19 protein-coding genes are annotated in these 19,424 nt (G+C 38.6%); 18 read left to right on the forward strand and 1 reads right to left on the reverse strand.

Annotated features, from left to right (window positions below):
- The first annotated feature begins 181 nt into the window (after positions 1-181).
- From HCO57_RS08875 to argH, 17 genes are all read left to right on the forward strand, one after another.
- Positions 182-1,528 carry an NAD(P)/FAD-dependent oxidoreductase gene (locus HCO57_RS08875; protein WP_167988753.1) on the forward strand — a complete coding sequence of 449 codons (1,347 nt, stop codon included), beginning with the start codon at positions 182-184 and terminating at the stop codon, positions 1,526-1,528.
- 20 nt (positions 1,529-1,548) lie between these two features.
- Positions 1,549-3,153 carry a 4Fe-4S binding protein gene (locus tag HCO57_RS08880; protein ID WP_167988754.1) on the forward strand — a complete coding sequence of 535 codons (1,605 nt, stop codon included), beginning with the start codon at positions 1,549-1,551 and terminating at the stop codon, positions 3,151-3,153.
- 4 nt (positions 3,154-3,157) lie between these two features.
- On the forward strand, positions 3,158-3,631 hold the full coding sequence (locus HCO57_RS08885; protein WP_167988755.1) for a toxin-antitoxin system YwqK family antitoxin: 474 nt from the start codon (positions 3,158-3,160) through the stop codon (positions 3,629-3,631).
- A complete protein-coding gene (locus HCO57_RS08890) occupies positions 3,631-4,320 on the forward strand; it encodes a glycosyltransferase family 2 protein (RefSeq protein WP_136951448.1) in 690 nt (229 codons plus the stop codon). The genes HCO57_RS08885 and HCO57_RS08890 overlap by 1 nt, the downstream gene beginning before the upstream one ends.
- Positions 4,321-4,322: 2 nt before the next feature.
- Positions 4,323-5,807, forward strand: a complete 1,485-nt coding sequence (locus HCO57_RS08895) for a cellulose synthase family protein (protein ID WP_010518208.1) — start codon at positions 4,323-4,325, stop codon at positions 5,805-5,807.
- A 3-nt stretch (positions 5,808-5,810) separates the two neighbouring features.
- Positions 5,811-7,157, forward strand: coding sequence for a mannosyltransferase (locus tag HCO57_RS08900; protein ID WP_245167573.1), 1,347 nt, complete (start codon positions 5,811-5,813; stop codon positions 7,155-7,157).
- A gap of 233 nt (positions 7,158-7,390) precedes the next feature.
- Positions 7,391-8,008 (forward strand): GNAT family N-acetyltransferase, encoded by a 618-nt coding sequence (locus HCO57_RS08905; RefSeq protein ID WP_010518203.1) that lies wholly within the window; start codon positions 7,391-7,393, stop codon positions 8,006-8,008.
- The gene (argG, locus tag HCO57_RS08910; protein ID WP_136951449.1) at positions 8,005-9,186 is read left to right on the forward strand and encodes an argininosuccinate synthase; all 1,182 of its coding nucleotides are present in this window, start codon (positions 8,005-8,007) and stop codon (positions 9,184-9,186) included. The genes HCO57_RS08905 and argG overlap by 4 nt, the downstream gene beginning before the upstream one ends.
- 2 nt (positions 9,187-9,188) lie before the next feature.
- Complete coding sequence (gene argC / locus HCO57_RS08915; RefSeq protein ID WP_167988756.1) at positions 9,189-10,163, forward strand: N-acetyl-gamma-glutamyl-phosphate reductase; 975 nt, start codon at positions 9,189-9,191, stop codon at positions 10,161-10,163.
- Positions 10,164-10,186: 23 nt separating this feature from the next.
- Positions 10,187-10,981, forward strand: coding sequence for a pyrroline-5-carboxylate reductase (gene proC, locus HCO57_RS08920; protein WP_167988757.1), 795 nt, complete (start codon positions 10,187-10,189; stop codon positions 10,979-10,981).
- Positions 10,982-11,021: 40 nt separating this feature from the next.
- The gene (locus tag HCO57_RS08925) at positions 11,022-12,146 is read left to right on the forward strand and encodes an aspartate aminotransferase family protein (RefSeq protein ID WP_167988758.1); all 1,125 of its coding nucleotides are present in this window, start codon (positions 11,022-11,024) and stop codon (positions 12,144-12,146) included.
- Position 12,147: 1 nt separating this feature from the next.
- Positions 12,148-12,912 (forward strand): glutamate 5-kinase, encoded by a 765-nt coding sequence (gene proB / locus HCO57_RS08930; RefSeq protein WP_167988759.1) that lies wholly within the window; start codon positions 12,148-12,150, stop codon positions 12,910-12,912.
- A gap of 2 nt (positions 12,913-12,914) precedes the next feature.
- Positions 12,915-13,853: an N-acetylornithine carbamoyltransferase gene (locus tag HCO57_RS08935; RefSeq protein ID WP_167988760.1), complete on the forward strand. Its 939-nt coding sequence runs from the start codon at positions 12,915-12,917 to the stop codon at positions 13,851-13,853.
- Positions 13,854-13,872: 19 nt separating this feature from the next.
- Entirely contained in the window at positions 13,873-14,649 is a 777-nt protein-coding gene (gene argB, locus HCO57_RS08940) for an acetylglutamate kinase (protein ID WP_167988761.1), read from the forward strand.
- Positions 14,646-15,719: a M20 family metallo-hydrolase gene (locus HCO57_RS08945; protein WP_167988762.1), complete on the forward strand. Its 1,074-nt coding sequence runs from the start codon at positions 14,646-14,648 to the stop codon at positions 15,717-15,719. The genes argB and HCO57_RS08945 overlap by 4 nt, the downstream gene beginning before the upstream one ends.
- Before the next feature lie 29 nt (positions 15,720-15,748).
- A complete protein-coding gene (locus HCO57_RS08950) occupies positions 15,749-16,105 on the forward strand; it encodes a four helix bundle protein (protein WP_167988763.1) in 357 nt (118 codons plus the stop codon).
- Positions 16,106-16,143: 38 nt separating this feature from the next.
- Positions 16,144-17,424, forward strand: a complete 1,281-nt coding sequence (gene argH, locus HCO57_RS08955) for an argininosuccinate lyase (RefSeq protein WP_167988764.1) — start codon at positions 16,144-16,146, stop codon at positions 17,422-17,424.
- Here argH and HCO57_RS08960 read toward each other — a convergent pair.
- Positions 17,421-18,497 carry an endonuclease/exonuclease/phosphatase family protein gene (locus tag HCO57_RS08960; RefSeq protein WP_209066122.1) on the reverse strand — a complete coding sequence of 359 codons (1,077 nt, stop codon included), beginning with the start codon at positions 18,495-18,497 and terminating at the stop codon, positions 17,421-17,423. The two genes, argH and HCO57_RS08960, sit on opposite strands and share 4 nt — an antisense overlap.
- Positions 18,498-18,866: 369 nt before the next feature.
- On the opposite strand from HCO57_RS08960, the gene HCO57_RS08965 reads away from it, so the two are divergent.
- Complete coding sequence (locus HCO57_RS08965; RefSeq protein ID WP_167988765.1) at positions 18,867-19,400, forward strand: hypothetical protein; 534 nt, start codon at positions 18,867-18,869, stop codon at positions 19,398-19,400.
- Positions 19,401-19,424: the final 24 nt, after the last annotated feature.

Raw genomic sequence — 19,424 nt, forward strand, 5'->3', positions numbered from 1 at the left:
CTACACTCCATCTCAATTTTTTTTAATTTTTTATCACATTGAATTACAGCGAATTGCCCGTTCGAAAAGCGATACTATTCCTTACACCCTCCCAGTGTATTTATAATGCATCTAAATTATACTTGAGGTGTAAAGTTCGTAACTTTAAGTGCGACACATTTAAGAACATCAACAAACCAATATGGAGCATATTGTAATCATTGGTAATGGCATTGCAGGTGTTACTGCCGCAAGGCATATCCGAAAGTTATCGGATAAGCGCATTACCATTATTTCTGGAGAAACCCCTTATTTTTTTTCGCGTACAGCGCTCATGTATGTGTACATGGGTCATATGAAATTTGAGCATACCCAACCTTATGAAAATGGGTTTTGGAAGAAAAATCGTATTGATTTGCTGCAGGCTTTTGTAGAAAAGGTAGATACTGATGCAAAAGTTTTGCATTTGGCTATGGGTAATACCATTAGTTATGATAAACTCATCATTGCAACGGGTTCTAAACCCAATAAATTTGGGTGGCCAGGTCAAGATTTACAGGGTGTACAGGGCTTATATTCTAAACAGGATTTAGAACTGTTAGAAGAAAACGCTCCAAACAACAAAGTTTGTAAACGGGCTGTTATTGTTGGTGGCGGTTTAATTGGTATTGAGTTGGCAGAAATGCTACGTACAAGAGAAATTCCTGTAACCTTTTTGGTAAGAGAAGATAGTTTTTGGAATGGCGTTTTACCAGCAGGTGAATCGGCCATGATAAACGAACACATTAAGGAACACCATATAGACTTAAAATTGAGCACGAATCTGGAAACCATCCTTGACGATGGGGCTGGCCGGGTAAAGGCTGTGACTACAGACCAAGGCGAAACTATTGAATGTGATTTAGTAGGTTTAACGGCAGGGGTAAGTCCTAATATTGATTTCCTAGAAGATTCTGCTATAGAAACCGGCCGTGGCGTACTCGTAAACAGAAAATTAGAAACCAACATCCCAGATGTGTATGCCATTGGCGATTGTGCCGAACAACATTCGGGTATTGGCAATAGAAGACCCATAGAAGCTGTTTGGTATACGGGCAGGATGATGGGCGAAACCGTTGCGCAGACCATCTGTGGCAACCCTACCGAATACAAACCAGGACACTGGTTCAACTCCGCAAAATTCTTAGACATTGAATACCAAACCTATGGTTGGGTTTTTGGTAGAAAAGGCAAGCCAGAGTATGAAGCCCATTACCATTGGCGCCATCCTGAAGAAAAAATCTGTGTTACCATAGCTTATGATAAAAATACCGAGAAATTCTTGGGCATTAACACATTTGGCATGCGCATGCGTCATCAAATGTTTGATAGGTGGTTAACCGAAGAAAAGGATATAGACTATGTGATAGCCCATCTTAAAGATGCCAATTTTGACCCAGAATTCTACAAACCCTATGAGCGCCTCATTTTGGACAGCTATAACCAAACTAGAAATAAGAATATCAAACTAAAATCTAAAAGCCTTAAACGCATTTTTCAACTGGGCTAACCTAAATACAAATTAAGAACATGAGTACTGTAGATAAAAGTATGGCGCTTACTGGGCAACCACCGGCAAGCTTATCGTTACCGCAAAAATTGGCAGTTGTATTGGGTATGTCTGGTTTAGGCATAATGCTTTTGGCGGCCTTCAACATAAATTTCCCCCAGCAAGGTTTATGGCTAAGTGTGTCCCTTCTTGCTTTATTTGTAGGTATAACTTTGTTTTCTTGGGAAGCCTATAAAGACAAACAACCAGGCATTAAAAACGATGGCGTTTGGTTTAAATCAGTTTCTAGTCGTGGACTTTGGGGATGGGTAGCAGGTATTGCCCTTACTGGATTTTACATTGTCTTGTATTTTTATCCACAATACCTTGGCTTGGTCAATGATGGTGACAACAAGGGTGTTATTGCTTTGTTTGACCCCTTGAGCAAAGCTCTTAGTGGTAACCCAGCCAGCCAATGGTTTGTTTATGGTACTTTGTACACGGTTGCCATTTTAGCTTTCGGAATCAAATTCTTATGGAAATATAGACACAATAGATACGAACGTTTACGTACCGCCAGTGTAATGTTTTTCCAAACCGCTTTTGCCTTCATTATTCCCGAATTAATGGCGCGTTTAAATGGTAGCTCAGTACTTAACGGAGGCAGCCTACCGTATTACGATTTAAAAAACATCTGGCCGTTAAATTATTACAATTTTGAAAGTTACCGCATAAAAGGATTTTTGAGCTCTGGGGAAATAGGCTTTGCCTTACTCATTTTTGGTATCGCTTCTATATTCGTTATCACCCCAATCCTAACCTACAAATACGGCAAACGCTGGTATTGTTCTTGGGTTTGTGGCTGTGGTGGCTTAGCAGAAACTGCGGGAGATGCCTTTAGGCAATTGAGCGACAAATCTACCTTTGCTTGGAAAGTAGAACGTTGGGTTATACACAGTGTAGTGGTTTTTGTTACTTTAATGACCACGGCGGTTATCTACTCTTATTTAGGTACAGATACTAGCAAATATTGGCTAACCAAGTCTAGCTTTTTAATTGGCGTAGGCGTATTCTTAACTTTAGTATTTGGATGGGCCATGCTATTTAAAAGAGAGCAGTTGCAAAAAGATGCACAGTATGGGGCTATAGGTTATTTCGTTATCATATTGGCATTAATAGGCATGCATTTTTTTAGTGGCGAAGGCAATGTATTTTTATTCAAATCAGAATCCTTACGCAAAACCTATTCCTTTTTAATTGGTAGTATTTTTTCTGGTGTTATTGGCACTGGCTTTTATCCCATTTTTGGAAATAGGGTGTGGTGTCGTTTTGGTTGCCCAATGGCTGCTATTCTAGGATTTCAACAACGTATGTTCTCAAAATTTAGAATTACTACCAATGGTGGGCAATGTATTTCTTGTGGTAATTGCTCTACCTATTGTGAAATGGGTATAGACGTACGCGCATACGCTCAAAAAGGAGAAAATATTGTGCGTTCTAGCTGTGTTGGTTGCGGTATCTGTTCCGCTGTTTGCCCAAGAGGTGTTCTTAAATTGGAGAACGGCCCGTTAGAGGGTAGAATAGACAGCAACCAAGTGTTGTTGGGGAACGATGTTGATTTAATGCAATTGGTAAACAAAAAATAAAACCATGAAGCATTGGGTTCTTTTCGTTTTTTGTTGGATGACTCTCGTCTCCTTCGCCAAGGAATACGTAAAAGTATATCACGAAAATGGTGAACTAAAAGAACAGGGTTGGATTAAGAACGATAAAAAAGTGGGCTATTGGCACCAATACCACGCAAACGGTTCGCTTGCCGCAAAAGGCAAGTACACCGAAGGGCATCGTAATGGCTACTGGTTTCATTTTGATGCATCAGGCGCTAAATCGGCCGAAGGCAGATATCAAAAAAATAAAAAGACCGGTTGGTGGTTGTTTTATGATGACAAAGGCAACATCAACCACAAATGCCAACTGCAAAAAGGAATTAAAAATGGCTATTGCTTAAAGTATAGGAACAACGATTTAAAATCGGCAGAAAAATATAGCAAGGGTAAAAAAATCAAAGAATGGTTTAGCTTTGCCAGCTTTAAAAGAGAAAATAACCTAGCCGATTTAAAATAATGCCTGTACTAAAAGTTATTATTCCCGCCTATAACGAGGCGGACTCCATAGGCAAGGTCATTGCAGAAATACCAGCTATTGTGGCAGAGGTTATTGTGGTGAACAACAACTCTACGGACCAAACGGTAGCAGTAGCCAAACAAGCTGGCGCCACTGTACTTACAGAAACTAGAAAGGGTTACGGTTATGCTTGCCTTTGTGGCTTAAATTATGTGGCATCCACATCCAATACACCAGATATTATCGTATTTCTAGACGGAGACTACTCTGATTATCCAGAAGAATTAGAGAAAATTGTAGCTCCCATTTTAGAAGAAGATATGGATTTAGTTATTGGAGCGAGAAAAAAATCGCTTCGCGAGCCTGGGTCAATGACACCGCAACAGGTTTTTGGCAACGCATTAGCCACATTTTTAATGCGATTATTTTTTGGCGCAAAATTTACGGATTTAGGACCTTTTAGGGCCATTAAATACGAAAAGCTCAAAGAATTACAAATGCAAGACACCACCTACGGATGGACGGTAGAAATGCAATTGAAAGCTTTACGTAAAAAATTGAAATACAAAGAGGTACCTGTGCGTTACAAACAACGAATAGGTGTCTCAAAAGTTTCAGGAACCGTAAAAGGTACTATATTTGCAGGCATAAAAATATTGGGTTGGATTTTTAAATACAGCATTAAATAATCATGGGAATTACAATCGCTTACATCATCATCGCTATCTATAGCATCGCCTTGATTTTAATTTTTTGCTACAGCTTGGCGCAGTTAAACCTGCTAATCAACTACCTAAGCAATAAAAGACAGAATGAAGAGGCTCCAAAATACAATCTTTTGGACCCTAAGGAGATTCCTTTTGTAACCATACAATTACCGGTATACAATGAGGAATATGTAATGGAACGTCTATTGGACAATATTGCCAAAATAGAATATCCAAAGAGTAAATTAGAAATTCAGGTTTTAGATGATTCTACAGACGACTCCGTAGTAGACACCGCTGCTCGTGTGCAGGAATTAAAAGAAACCGGATTGGATATACAGCATATAAGAAGGGAAAACCGAGTGGGTTTTAAGGCCGGTGCACTAAAAGAAGGCTTAGAAATTGCTAAAGGTGATTTTATCGCCATTTTTGATGCGGATTTTTTACCAGAAACAGACTGGCTTAAGAAAACGGTTCCGTATTTTAAAGACCCTGAAATTGGCGTGGTGCAAACCCGTTGGGGACACATCAATAGAGACTACTCTACCCTAACCCGTATACAGGCCTTTGCTTTAGATGCCCACTTTACCCTAGAACAGGTTGGTAGAAACGCAAAAGGGCACTTTATCAATTTTAACGGTACGGCTGGTATCTGGCGTAAAGATTGCATCTTAGACGCTGGGAACTGGGAAGGAGATACCCTTACAGAAGATTTAGATTTAAGCTACCGCGCGCAGTTAAAGAACTGGAAGTTTAAATATTTAGAAGATGTAGAAACCCCTGCGGAATTACCTGTGGTAATGAGCGCGGCACGTTCACAGCAATTCCGTTGGAACAAAGGTGGTGCAGAAAACTTCAGAAAAACAGTTTGGAGTGTTGTTTCTGCTAAAAACATCAACTTTAAAACAAAATTTCATGGGGTTATGCACTTGCTAAACAGCTCTATGTTCCTTTGCGTATTTATAGTAGCGGTTTTAAGTGTGCCTATGCTTATCATCAAAAATACTTTTGGCCACTTGGCTTGGGTGTTCGAGGTAACCAGCTTTTTTATAGCTAGTACCGTAATCTTATTCTTTTGCTATTGGTTTACCTACAAAAGCATTCAAGGCAGTGGTTTTGATAAGTTTGTAGACTATGTAAAACTGTTTTTTACCTTCTTCTCCGTAGCCTTAGGATTGTCTTTACACAATGCTTTGGCAGTTATAGAAGGCCACATGGGTAAAAAGAGTGAGTTTGTACGCACACCAAAATTCAACATTAATAGCTTGTCTGATAGTTGGAAGGGTAACAAATACCTTGCTAAAAAATTATCGCCTAACATGATTTTGGAGTTTGCCCTTATGCTATATTTCTTATATGGCATGTACATTGCAATTCCGTTTAATGATTATGGATTGTTCCCATTTCATTTAATGTTGTTCTTAGGTTTTGGCTTTGTATTCTTTAAATCTTTGACAGCAAAAGCATAATCCATGCTTACGTATTGGAAACTCCATAAATTCCCAATCCTAATGGTATTGGGTAGTATGGCGTTCTACTATATATTCGGCTACCAGTTGGTTCGAGAAGATTTTATTCGCCTCATCACCTTGGTAGCCGCTTTGTTTTTTTTCCTTTTTAAATTGATGCAATTAGAACGGTGGAATTTTACATTTCTACTCGTTGCTGGAATTGCCTTTAGGGCGATATTTCTCTTTAGCACTCCTAATTTATCTCAAGATTTTTACCGATTTATATGGGATGGGCAACTTATTCTAAATGGGGTAAACCCTTACCTATTTACCCCAAATGAATTGCTAACCCAACTGGATGCTTCTTTCCCCAATAAAGAACTACTGCATCAAGCCATGGGCAGTTTAAGTGCAAAGCATTACAGCAATTATCCTCCTTTAAATCAACTGCTCTTTACTGTAGCCGCTTTTTTAGGTTTTGGCAGTATAAAAGGAGAAATTGTTGCACTACGTTCATTTATAATAATGGCAGATGTTGGTGTGTTGTGGTTCGGCAAAAAAATACTGCAACACAACAATTTGTCTCCACATTTAATCTTTTGGTATTTTCTTAATCCTTTGATCATAATAGAACTTACGGGCAACCTACATTTTGAAGGTGTTATGTTCTTTTTGTTTATTACCAGTATTTATCTTTTACAAAAACAAAAACCCATTTTTGCGGGCCTAGTTTACGCCATGGCCATTCTGCTAAAACTGGTTCCGCTGTTATTTATACAGCTATTTTTACCCTTTTTAGGCCTTAAGAAATCGGCAGTGTTTTATGCTAGTATCGCAGTTAGCTGCATATTGCTCTTTTTGCCTTTCTATACGGAAGATTTTGCCGCTAATTATAGTAAAACTATTGCCTTGTGGTTTTCTAATTTTGAATTTAACGCTAGCATCTATAATGCAGCTGAATATGTAGCTACAACGTATTTTGATGCCAAATCCTGGTTGTTTATTAAAACCTATGGTAAAATAATACCGCTACTTACTATTGGTTTTGCACTTGGGCTTTTAATTTTTAAACGGATGAAAAGTATAGGCGGCCTACTAACTGGCATGCTTATACTAATGACGGGCTATTACTTTATAACAAGCACAGTGCATCCATGGTATCTTGTATTCCCAATCGGTCTTTGTTTATTTACTACATATAGATTTCCATTGCTTTGGTCTGCCACCGTATTTTTGAGTTACTATACTTACTCACAACCAGACTTTAAGGAATATTTGCCACTGCTCTTTGTTGAATATATTTTGGTGTTCGGCTACATGACCTACGAAATATTAAAAAACCGAAACAAAACGTTTCATTTTCGTTAAAAATTTAGAATCGGTTAGGTCAGTTTCTCACTATTTGTACATTTACATCAACAATGAAAGAACAAAGACACATACCAGTATCTAGAAACGCGAGCATCCCGTCTCCCGTTCGTCCTTTCTTTACACGCCGCCGTCGCCCGTAAGGGTGCAATTCTATTATTGGGATTAGGTGAGTCCAATCCCGTATTTCACAGCAAACAAATTCATTTTTAAATTTAATTCATACGCCAACGATGAAAATTGTTGTAGCCAACGCATCGCATTTACAATATGCAACTATTATTAGCGAGACTATTACAGACTCTGCCAAGGTTCGCGGTACGGGTATAGCCAAACGTACACCAGAATATATTGCGCAACGTCTTAGAAATGGCAACGCTATCATTGCCTTAGATGGTGATAAATTTGCTGGCTTCTGCTATATAGAAGTTTGGGGCAACAAAGACTTTGTGGCCAATTCTGGTCTTATTGTGCACCCAGACTATAGAGGCGAAGGCCTTGCCAGCAAGATAAAACAGCGCATTTTTGAATTATCCCGAGAGAAATTCCCAGACGCCAAAATTTTTGGTATTACCACGGGGCTTGCGGTAATGAAAATGAATTATGCCTTGGGTTATAAGCCGGTTACTTTTTCTGAATTAACAGACGATCCAGAATTCTGGAAAGGGTGCCAAACCTGCAAAAATTTTGACATTCTAACTCGTACGGAACGTAAGATGTGCTTGTGTACCGGAATGTTGTATGATCCACTGGCAAAAGAAAACCAAAAACATAAAAACCTAAATAACAAAGCATTTGAACGTCTTAAAAGTATTAAGGACAAAATGCTAGTAAAGAAGAAAGAAAAATGAAAAAACTTGTATTGGCTTATAGTGGCGGTTTAGATACATCTTATTGCGCCATGAATTTATCTAAAGAGCATGGTTTTGAAGTACACGCAGTAAGCGTTAACACAGGTGGTTTTTCACCTGAAGAAATTAAAACCATAGAAGAAAAAGCTTTGGCTTTAGGGGCTAGCACCTATACTTCTATAGATGCCGTACAGAATTTTTATGATAAAGTGGTTAAATACCTCATTTTTGGCAATGTCCTTAGAAACAACACCTATCCACTTTCTGTAAGTGCAGAACGTATTGTACAAGCGGTAGAGATTGTAGAACACGCCAAAAAAATAGGAGCTAAATATATTGCTCACGGTAGTACTGGAGCGGGTAACGACCAAGTACGTTTTGATATGATTTTTCAAACACTTGCTCCTGAAATTGAAATTATTACTCCTATTAGAGACAATAAACTCGCAAGAGAAGAAGAGATTGCCTATTTACAAGCCAATGGGGTAGATTATTCTTGGGAAAAAGCAAAATATTCAATCAACAGGGGACTTTGGGGTACATCTGTAGGCGGTGAAGAAACCTTGACCAGTGAAAAACCTTTACCAGATAGTGCTTACCCTAGCCAACTAAAAGAAAAAGAACCTACACAGGTAAGTCTTTCTTTTGAAAAAGGCGAATTGGTAGCGATTAATGGTGAGAAGGATTCGCCCGTAGCCAATATTGAAAAGTTAGAAGCTATTGCCAACAAATATGCCATTGGTAGGGACATTCACGTGGGTGACACCATCATCGGAATTAAAGGTAGGGTTGGTTTTGAAGCAGCTGCACCATTAATAATCTTGAAAGCACACCATTTGCTAGAGAAACACACCTTGAGTAAGTGGCAACAGTTTCAAAAAGAACAGTTGGGTAACTTCTATGGTATGTTGTTGCACGAAGGCAACTACCTAGACGAAGTGATGCGCAACATAGAAGCTTTTTTAACTGATACGCAGAAGAACGTTACGGGCGAGGTATTTGTTAGCTTGTATCCTTTCCAATTTAGATTAGACGGAATTAAATCCCCCAACGATTTAATGAATGCCTCTTTTGGCAGCTATGGCGAAATGAACAAAGGTTGGACAGCTGATGATGCCAAGGGCTTTATTAAAATCCTATCCAATCCTGGTAAAATCTCTAATCACGTAAACGGCTAAATATGGCTAAAATTGGAATAATAGGAGGTTCTGGTTACACCGGAGGCGAGTTAATTCGCCTGCTTTTAAACCATAGCGATGTTACTATAGATTTTGTATACAGCACTACCAGAGCTGGTAAAAAAATTAGTAGTGCCCATGCCGATTTAATTGGCGCTACAGACCTTACTTTTACGGGTGAGGTTAATACCCAGGTAGATGTGGTTTTCTTGTGCTTAGGGCATGGAAATTCTAGCAACTTTTTAAAGGAGCATAAGTTTTCAGAAGAAACCGTGATTATTGACTTGAGTAACGATTTTAGGCTTCAAGCAGATGCCACATTTCAAGGTAGAACCTATGTTTATGGCTTACCTGAACTGAACAAAGAAGCGATTAAAAAAACAGATGCGCTGGCTAATCCAGGTTGTTTTGCCACCGCCATTCAATTGGGATTATTGCCCTTGGCAAAAGCCGGTATGCTACAAGAAGATATTCATGTAAATGCGGTAACGGGCAGTACGGGTGCTGGTGTAAAACCAGGGGACACCACCCATTTTAGCTGGCGAAACAACAACGTAAGTTGGTACAAACCCTTTACTCATCAACACTTAGGAGAAATTGGGGAGAGCTTGAATTCTTTTGGCAATCCTACAGGTAAAATTTATTTTTTACCCAATCGTGGTAATTTTACTAGAGGCATATTGGCTACAACCTATACCAAATTCAATGGTAGCGTGGAAGAAGCAAAAAGTCTATTTACAGATTTTTACCAAGAGGCCAAATTTACCCAAGTAGTAGATGAACCCATACACTTAAAACAAGTGGTGAATACCAATAATTGCCATATTCACTTGCACAAACATGATGATATCTTATTGATTACCTCTGCTATAGACAACCTATTAAAAGGCGCATCTGGACAAGCAGTACAAAACATGAATTTAATGCTAGGCTTTAAAGAATCTAAAGGATTAAAATTAAAGGCAGGCGTATTTTAAAAACCAAACCGTAAAACTTTACCATGAAAATTGCAATTATAGGAACCGGGAACTTGGGTCAATCTATTGCCAATGGCATTCTAAATTCTAATGGTGCAACCAGTATGTACCTTACCAAACGTAATCCTGAAAAATTAAAGCATTTTGAAGAGTACGGTAATGTAACCGTTACGGCTAGCAACGAAGAAGCGGTAAACAATTCGGATATTTTAATTTTTGCCGTGCAACCAGGTCATTTTGAAGCCATTTTGTACGACGTTAAAGACCAACTTACTGAAAAACATGTGGTAATTAGTGTTATTACCGGCTTTCCAATTTCTAGAATCGAGTCTATCATTGGAGCAGACAAGTACATATTACGTTGTATGCCCAACACCGCTATTTCCGTAGGCAAATCCATGACTTGTATTTGTAGTAACGGCGTTGGTAAAAAACGAGTAGACTTGGCCAAGGCCATTTTTAATAGAATGGGACATACCTTGGAAATTCCAGAAGAGCAAATGCAAGCGGCGACCGTTATTTGTGCCAGTGGTATTGCTTTTTGGATGCGTTTAATACGTGCCACCACACAAGGTGCCATACAATTGGGATTTGAATCTAAGGAAGCCCAAGAATTGGCCATGCATACCTGTAACGGTGCCGCAGCTTTATTAATTGAAACTGGCAACCATCCGGAGCAAGAAATTGACCGTGTAACCACACCCAAAGGTTGTACTATAGAAGGTTTGAATGAAATGGAACATCAGGGATTGAGCTCTTCCCTAATCCAAGGTATTGTAAGCTCTTACAAGAAAATTAGCGACATAAAAAACAACTAGACTTAGGCTATACTACCAAGTAACTAGAAAAATCAATAACATGAAATTATTTGATGTTTACCCATTATATGATGTTACCCCTGTAAGTGCAAAAGGCATTGAGGTGATTGATGATAAGGGTCAAAAATATTACGATTTTTACGGCGGCCATGCCGTGATTTCCATAGGGCATTCCCACCCACATTATGTTAATATGCTTACCGACCAATTGCAACAGATAGGTTTTTATAGTAACTCTATAAAAAATCCATTGCAAGAAGAGTTAGCAAATAAATTAGGCCAGCTCTCTGGTTGTGAAGATTATAACTTATTCTTATGCAATTCTGGAGCAGAAGCCAATGAGAATGCCTTGAAAATGGCATCTTTCCATACTGGGAAATCCAAGGTCTTGGCATTTAAAAAAGCCTTTCATGGGCGTACCTCAGCTGCAGTGGCCACAACGGACAATCCAAAAATCAACGCGCCTATTAATCAACAACAAAAGGTAACTTTTATTGATTTTAACGATGCTGAAAGCCTGAAAAAAGAACTAGCTTCTGGTGACTATTGTGCGGTTATTTTAGAAGCCATACAAGGGGTTGGCGGTTTGGACGAACCTACTACCGAATTTTACCAGCTTATTCAAAATGAATGTAAAAACCATGGTGTAGTGCTTATTGCAGACGAGGTGCAGGCCGGTTTTGGTAGAAGTGGTAAATTCTTTGGGTTTCAACACCACAACATACAACCAGATATTATCTCTATCGCCAAAGGTATGGGTAATGGGTTTCCCGTAGGTGGCATCTTAATTCATGAAGATATTAAGGCTTCTTATGGTTTACTAGGCACCACTTTTGGTGGTAACCACCTTGCTTGTGCTGCAACCCTAGCGGTTCTAGAAGTAATTGAAAAAGAAAACCTATTGGCTAACGCCCAAGCTATGGGAACATACTTCACAGCTGAGGCAGCCAAAATTCCACAAGTAAAAAAGGTAAAAGGTAGAGGGTTAATGTTAGGCCTCGAGTTTGATTTTGAGGTAGCGGAACTTCGCAAGAAACTTATTTTTAATCAGCATGTATTTACTGGTGGCGCAGCCAATAAAAATGTACTTCGATTTTTACCTGCTTTAACTATCGGTAAACCAGAAATAGACCTGTTCTTTAACGCCCTTAAAGCGGAATTGTAGCATGAAAAAGCGCGTTCTTGTCAAAATAGGCTCCAATACGCTGACCAAAGAAACAGACCAGATATCCCGTGGTAAAATAGAGGATATTGGCAGGCAATTGGCGGCATTAAAAGACCAATACGAATTTATCTTGGTCTGCTCTGGTGCTATTGCAACTGCAAAGCAGTTTGTACAATTAGAACATACTGGTAAAGACATTAATGTTAAACAAGCTTTAGCAGCCATTGGGCAACCCCGATTAATGCATATTTTTCAGGAGAATTTTAGAGAATTGGGCTTGTTTACTTCGCAATGCTTGTTTTCGTATTCGGATTTACAGGATGATAAATCGCGCCAAAACATAAAAAACACCATAGATGTGTTATTACAAAACAACGTAGTACCCATCATCAATGAGAACGACACCGTAGCCACAGAGGAGATTAAGTTTGGTGACAATGACAAGCTAGCGGCCTACACCGCGGCTTTTTTAGAGGCAGATTTACTTATAATCGCTACCAATACCAATGGCGTGTATAGCAAAGCATCCATGGAAAAGGGAAGACCAGAAACCATTTTAGAAGTACGTGATTTGCAAGCCATGCAAAAGGAAATTAGTACCACAAAATCCTCTCACGGAACAGGCGGCATGCAATCAAAAATAGAAGCTTCTGCAATTGCGCAAGAAGCACAAATAGAAACTTGGATAGTGAACGGCTTATTGGATAATTTTATCCTAGATAGTTTTAATGCTACGCAGCCTTTCACCAAAATAATAGCAACATAACAATGAAGCATTACTTACAAATCAACGATTTAGACAGTTTACAACAAACGGTACAAGAAGCTATCGAACTAAAAAAAGAACCCACCCAGTTTAAAGAGCTAGGTGCAGGCAAAACCATTTGCTTGTTGTTCTTTAACAATAGCCTACGTACCCGTTTAAGCACACAAAAAGCTGCCATAAATTTAGGATTGGATACCATTGTTATGAATTTTGGCAGTGAAGGGTGGCAATTAGAGTTTGAAGAAGGTGCCGTTATGGACCAAGGCAAAGCTGAACACGTAAAAGAAGCGGCACAAGTGGTGAGTCAATACGCAGATATTGTAGCGATACGTGCTTTTGCTGGTTTAACGGATAAAGAGGCCGACGAAGCCGAGTTGGTTTTAAACGCCTTTAAAAAATATGCGAACATTCCCGTGGTAAATATGGAAAGCTCTGTAGGCCATCCTCTACAAGCATTGGCAGATGCCATTACCTTGGAAGAAAACAAAACCGCTCAAAAACCTAAAGTAGTTTTGTCTTGGGCACCACATCCACGCGCTTTGCCGCATGCGGTTGCCAATAGTTTTGTAGCTATGATGAAATTGCAAGATGCCGATTTTGTAATTACCCATCCAGAGGGATATGAATTAAACCCGGAAGTAACAAAAGGATGTAAAATTGTGCACGACCAGGAAGAAGCGCTTAAAAATGCGAATTTTGTATACGTTAAAAACTGGAGTAATTACCAAGATTATGGTCAAGTAAAAAACACCGATAGCAACTGGATGATGACCAAAGAAAAATTGGGTAAGGCCAAGTTTATGCATTGTTTACCGGTACGTAGAAATGTAGTGGTAGAAGATGCCGTTATGGATAGTGACCAAAGCCTATGTATGGAACAGGCAAACAATAGAACTTTTGCCGCACAGGTGGTGCTAAAGCAACTATTAAAAGACTTATAAGCCTACACAAAAAATTTAAATGGAAGATTTAAGTATCGTTAAAATTGGTGGTAATATAATTGAGGATAGCGATGCGCTAGACCAGTTCCTTACCCTATTTGCCCAATTGCCCGGTCATAAAATTTTAGTGCATGGCGGTGGCAAAAAGGCAACACAGTTGTTACCCCAGTTAGGTATAGAACCAAAAATGGTAAACGGCCGCCGTATTACCGATGCGGCGACGCTAGGGGTGGTTACCATGGTTTACGGCGGACTCGTTAATAAAAACGTGGTAGCACAATTACAGGCCAAAGGCATAAATGCCATTGGGCTAAGCGGTGCGGATGCAAATACCATACAAGCACAAAAACGCCCCGTTACAGAAATTGATTACGGGTTTGCTGGTGATATTAAAGGAGTGGATGGAGAAACTATTGGTAAAATAATACACATAGGTTTAACTCCCGTATTTTGTGCACTAACGCACAATCAAAAAGGGCAATTGCTGAACACAAATGCCGATACCATTACCGCCGAAGTAGCTATTGGTCTAAGCAGCCATTTTAACACGACCATCTATTATTGTTTTGAACTAGATGGGGTTTTGGAAGACATCAACAGAAAAGATTCTGTTATTAAACATATTAGTACAACTACCTACGATGCCTTGGTTGCAAAAGGCATTATTGCAGACGGTATGTTGCCAAAGATGCATAATTGTTTTCACGCCTTAAAAAATGGGGTAAAACAAGTAAAAATTGGAAATTTAGGAATGTTTCAAACAGCAAACACCAACTACACAACATTGGTTTTATGAAGTTAGATAAAAAAGCCTTGGGCACAGAAGCCCTAGAATTACTAAAGCAATTAATCGCTATACCTTCTTTTTCTGAAGAGGAAGATGAAACGGCTACGTTAATAGACAATTGGTTACAAGGTCATGGGGTGGCAACCAAAAGACAGTATAATAATATATATGCTTTTAACAAGTTTTATGATGAGAACAAACCCAATTTATTGTTGAATTCCCATCACGATACGGTTAAGCCAAACAAAGCCTATACCAAAGACCCTTTTCATCCGCATATAGAAGACGGCAAATTATACGGATTAGGGAGTAATGATGCTGGTGGTGCTCTGTGTTCCTTGTTGGCCACTTTCGTGCATTTTTATGAGCGAGAAGATTTGAGCTATAACATTATCATGAGTGCCACAGCAGAAGAAGAAGATGCTGGCGATAAAAGTATTTCGGCCTTGTTACCCATTCTACCTGAGATTGATGTGGCCATAGTGGGTGAGCCAACTCAAATGCAATTGGCTATTGCGGAAAAAGGCTTGGTAGTTTTTGAAGGTACCGTAGAAGGCACACCCTCGCACGCCGCCCACCCAAACGATAATAACGCCATTTACAATACCATACAAGTGTTGGAATGGTTTAAAAACTACCAATTTGAAAAGGTATCTGATGTATTAGGTCCGGTAAAAATGACGGTTACCCAAATTAAAGCGGGTAGCCAACATAATGTAGTACCCGCTCAAGTTGATTTGGTTATAGACACCCGTGTTAACGATTGTTACACCAATGAAGAAATCAATGAAATGCTACAGCGTGAAGCTCCTTGTAAGTTAAGACCACGGTCATTGAATTTAAGCAGTAGTTCTATCCCTATTGAGCATCCATTGGTGCAATCTGGCATTGCCTTGGGTAGGGAAACTTATGGTAGCCCTACACTATCAGACCAAGCGGAACTTAGCTGTCAATCCTTAAAACTAGGCCCTGGTTATAGCCCTAGAAGTCATTCTGCAGATGAGTTTATCTATGTGGATGAAGTGTATGAAGGGGTACAACTTTATATAGATATTTTAGAGGGATTTTTGGCTAATTGATACTAGTTTGTAGTTAGAAGTTAATAGAAATGTATAATTATAGGGATTTAATTGTTTGGCAAAAAGCAATGAATTTAGTTGAAACAACGTATAGAATTACGTCCGATTTTCCATCAGAAGAGAAATATGGAATCGTAAGCCAAATTAGAAGAAGTGCGGTATCAATTCCTAGTAATATTGCCGAAGGAGCTGGTAGAAATTCAAAAAAATCTTTTCGAAGTTTTTTAGAGATAACAAATGGCTCTATAAACGAACTTAAAACTCAATTAGAGATTTCTAACAGAATAGGATATCTAGACAATGATGTTCTAACCACATTATTTGACAACTGTGATGAAGTTCAAAAAATAACCGTAGCACTAATAAAAAAATATAGTACTAGTTAATTACTCATAACTACTAACTAAAATCTAATAACTAGAAAATGAAACTCTGGGACAAAGGATTCAGTACCGATAAAAAAATAGACACATTCACTGTTGGTAACGATAGGGAGCTCGATTTACTATTGGCCAAATATGATGTAATCGCCTCCACAGCGCATGCAAAAATGTTGGCCAAAGTAGGATTGATATCTGATGAGGAAGCGAAGCTTTTGGTCAAAGAATTGACGGCTATTGGTAAATCCATAGAAAAAGGAAACTTTACCATTGAAGACGATTTTGAGGATATGCACTCAAAGATAGAGTACATTCTTACCGAAAAATTGGGAGACGTTGGTAAAAAAATTCATACCGCACGCTCTAGAAACGACCAAGTTTTAGTTGCCATGCAATTGTATTTAAAGGCAGAACTCTCAGAAATTAAAAATCAGACCAAGCAGCTGTTCGATCTACTGATGAAACTGGCCGAGAAACATCAAAAAACCCTTTTGCCTGGTTATACACATTTGCAGATTGCCATGCCATCTTCTTTTGGGTTATGGTTTTCGGCCTATGCGGAGAGTTTAATAGACGATTTGTACTTTGTAGATGCTGCGTATAAAATTGCGGACCAAAATCCGTTAGGCAGCGCAGCCGGCTATGGAAGCTCTTTTCCTATAGATAGAAGTTTTACAACAGCAGAACTAGAATTTGCTACACAAAAGTACAACGTGGTCGCAGCTCAAATGGGACGTGGAAAAGTGGAAAAAGCAACGGCTTTTGGCATTTCTAGTTTAGGAGCCACCTTGTCTAAAATGGCTATGGATATTACGCTGTATATGAGCCAGAATTTCAATTTTATCTCTTTTCCAAATGAGCTTACTACGGGTAGTAGTATAATGCCACACAAGAAGAATCCGGATGTATTTGAACTAATACGTGCCAAATGCAATAAAGTACAAGCTACTCCCAATCAGTTAATCCTAATTATGAATAATTTACCCAGTGGATATCATAGGGATTTGCAGTTGGTAAAGGAAGTAATTGTACCTGCTATACAGGATATGAAAGCCTGTTTGGAAATGCTCCACTTTAGTTTAAAAGAAATAAAAGTGAATGCGGACATTCTAACGGACACCAAATACGATTACCTGTTTAGCGTAGATACGTTAAATGAGATGGTTAAAAGCGGTATGCCCTTTAGGGATGCTTACAAAACCATGGGCAAGGCCATAGAAAATGGCAATTTTAAACCCAAAAGAGACATAAAGCACACTCATGAAGGTAGTTTGGGAAATCTGTGTTTAGAAGAAATAAAAAAGAAGATGAAAGCTATTGCCTAATGGCTAGCTGTTTGGCTAGTTTCTTTCTCAGAGATTTGTTCAAAAGCTTTTGCTACTTCTTCTTTTGAAGGTGGCGGAAGCTTTTGTTCTTCTGCCAATTTGGGTTCTAAGGAAAGTTTAGCATAAAATGGATAGTGGTCAGAGCCAATATCGGCACCACGTTCTATTTGCATCACCCTAAAATCTGCAGAGGTAAATACGTGATCCAACGGCCACCGCATCAACCAACTATTGGCATTGTAAGTATTAAAAAACCCTCTTCCTTTTCGCATATCCAACAGTCCACTAACCCTTTGAAATAATGCTGTGGTTTCTGACCATGCTACATCATTAAAGTCTCCTATAACAATTACAGGGTATTCTGTCTCTCGAGTTAACCGGGTAATCTTCATCATCTCTGCATCCCGATCTACGGAAGAAGGATTGTGTTGTGGCGTAGGCGGTGCGGGATGAATAGCAAATAACTGAATAGTATCTTTTGTATCTATTATTACCTTGGTATGTATAGACGGTATGGTGTCTTCAACAAGATACTTTACCTTTGCTTCATACAATGGATGTTTAGAAAACAACAACATGCCATAGGTGTTATCTTTTGGTACTAAGAAGGAATGTTTATACGCTGCTTCTAATGTATTCACTAAAGCGTTTTTCCACCTTTCGTTGGTTTCGGTTAACAAAACCACATCAGACTGGTATTTTGAAACGTCATTTACTACCGCTTCTACTTTTTTATTTTTCTGCAACACATTGGCGGCATATACGCTCAAAGTGGTGGTGGCATTGGCGCTGGCATTGCCCATCTCCTTATCAGCAAAAGCCGTATAGGGATAAATCTTGACGCTTTGGAACATAAAACATCCCAATAAGACAATAACTACTGCATAATCCGATTTACTTTTAAAATCGAACTTAATAAAATAAAATGCTAAAGCGAATAAAGTCAAAAGTGCAATCTGTAGGTGTGGAAAATCCCAAATGCGAACGTACCATTGATTAAAAGATAAATACGGAAATAAGGTTAGTATAATAACTAGAATAGCAAACACCCGTAAAATCCATTTTACTATCATTTTATTTACTCTTGAGTAATTTCCGTCTTATTTTGATTTCTGTTCTTTAGATATGTATAACCCAGATACCCCAACTGGGCACCAACCAATAGAATCTTTACCTTTTTACTTTTAGCAAAAACTTTTGCTATGCTTAATAACGAGCCTGCTTTCATGTTTTTTAGGGGCAAGATACTGGCATACATCAATCTAATGTATTGCTTTTCAATTAACTATTAGCTCAATTAATACGTATGACCACTTTTAGTAAAATCTTACAACAGTAAAATTCACCCTATTCCGCTAGGTACAGACCCCTGAAAACCGTGATAAGCAGCCTCAGGCCTACTAATAATTTTACATCGTCTTAAAAAACCAAACAAAACCACGATGAAAACAGCAACGCTTATCCTATTAAGTTTAACAACAGTCCTAAATTCTTGCGCTACCCACACACCAGAATCTTATTACACGAGGACCACGCAATCCACTGATATTTTGTGGGGATTTGGGAGTACCAATGTAAAAAGCTTTATAGAATTTAGAGATGCGGGAAATCTGGTAGCAGTACAAAACAACCGAAAGGTAAAAACAATAAGTCTACAACAACACATACAGACGTTTTTAATTCCTGCAATAGATTCTAGCATCACACAGATTGAAGAGTTAAAACCTACGCCAGAAACACAAGACTTGATAAATACTTCCTTGCAATTGTATCATTTTGCTAAAGACACCTATGTAAATGAATATTTGTCGGCAGCACAATTAATAGACGCTAAAGAAAATTCAGAGAAAATAGATGAAATATTACTTCAATTAGATAGAGAACGGGTACCTGAATTTAAAAAAATATATATAAAATTGATGCAATTGTCTATACCCTATGCCAAACAACATGATTTAACAATTAGCAGGTTTTAACTATATTTAGTTTACTTTAAAGAT

The organism is Croceivirga sp. JEA036, assembly GCF_011882165.1.
GTDB lineage: Bacteria > Bacteroidota > Bacteroidia > Flavobacteriales > Flavobacteriaceae > Croceivirga.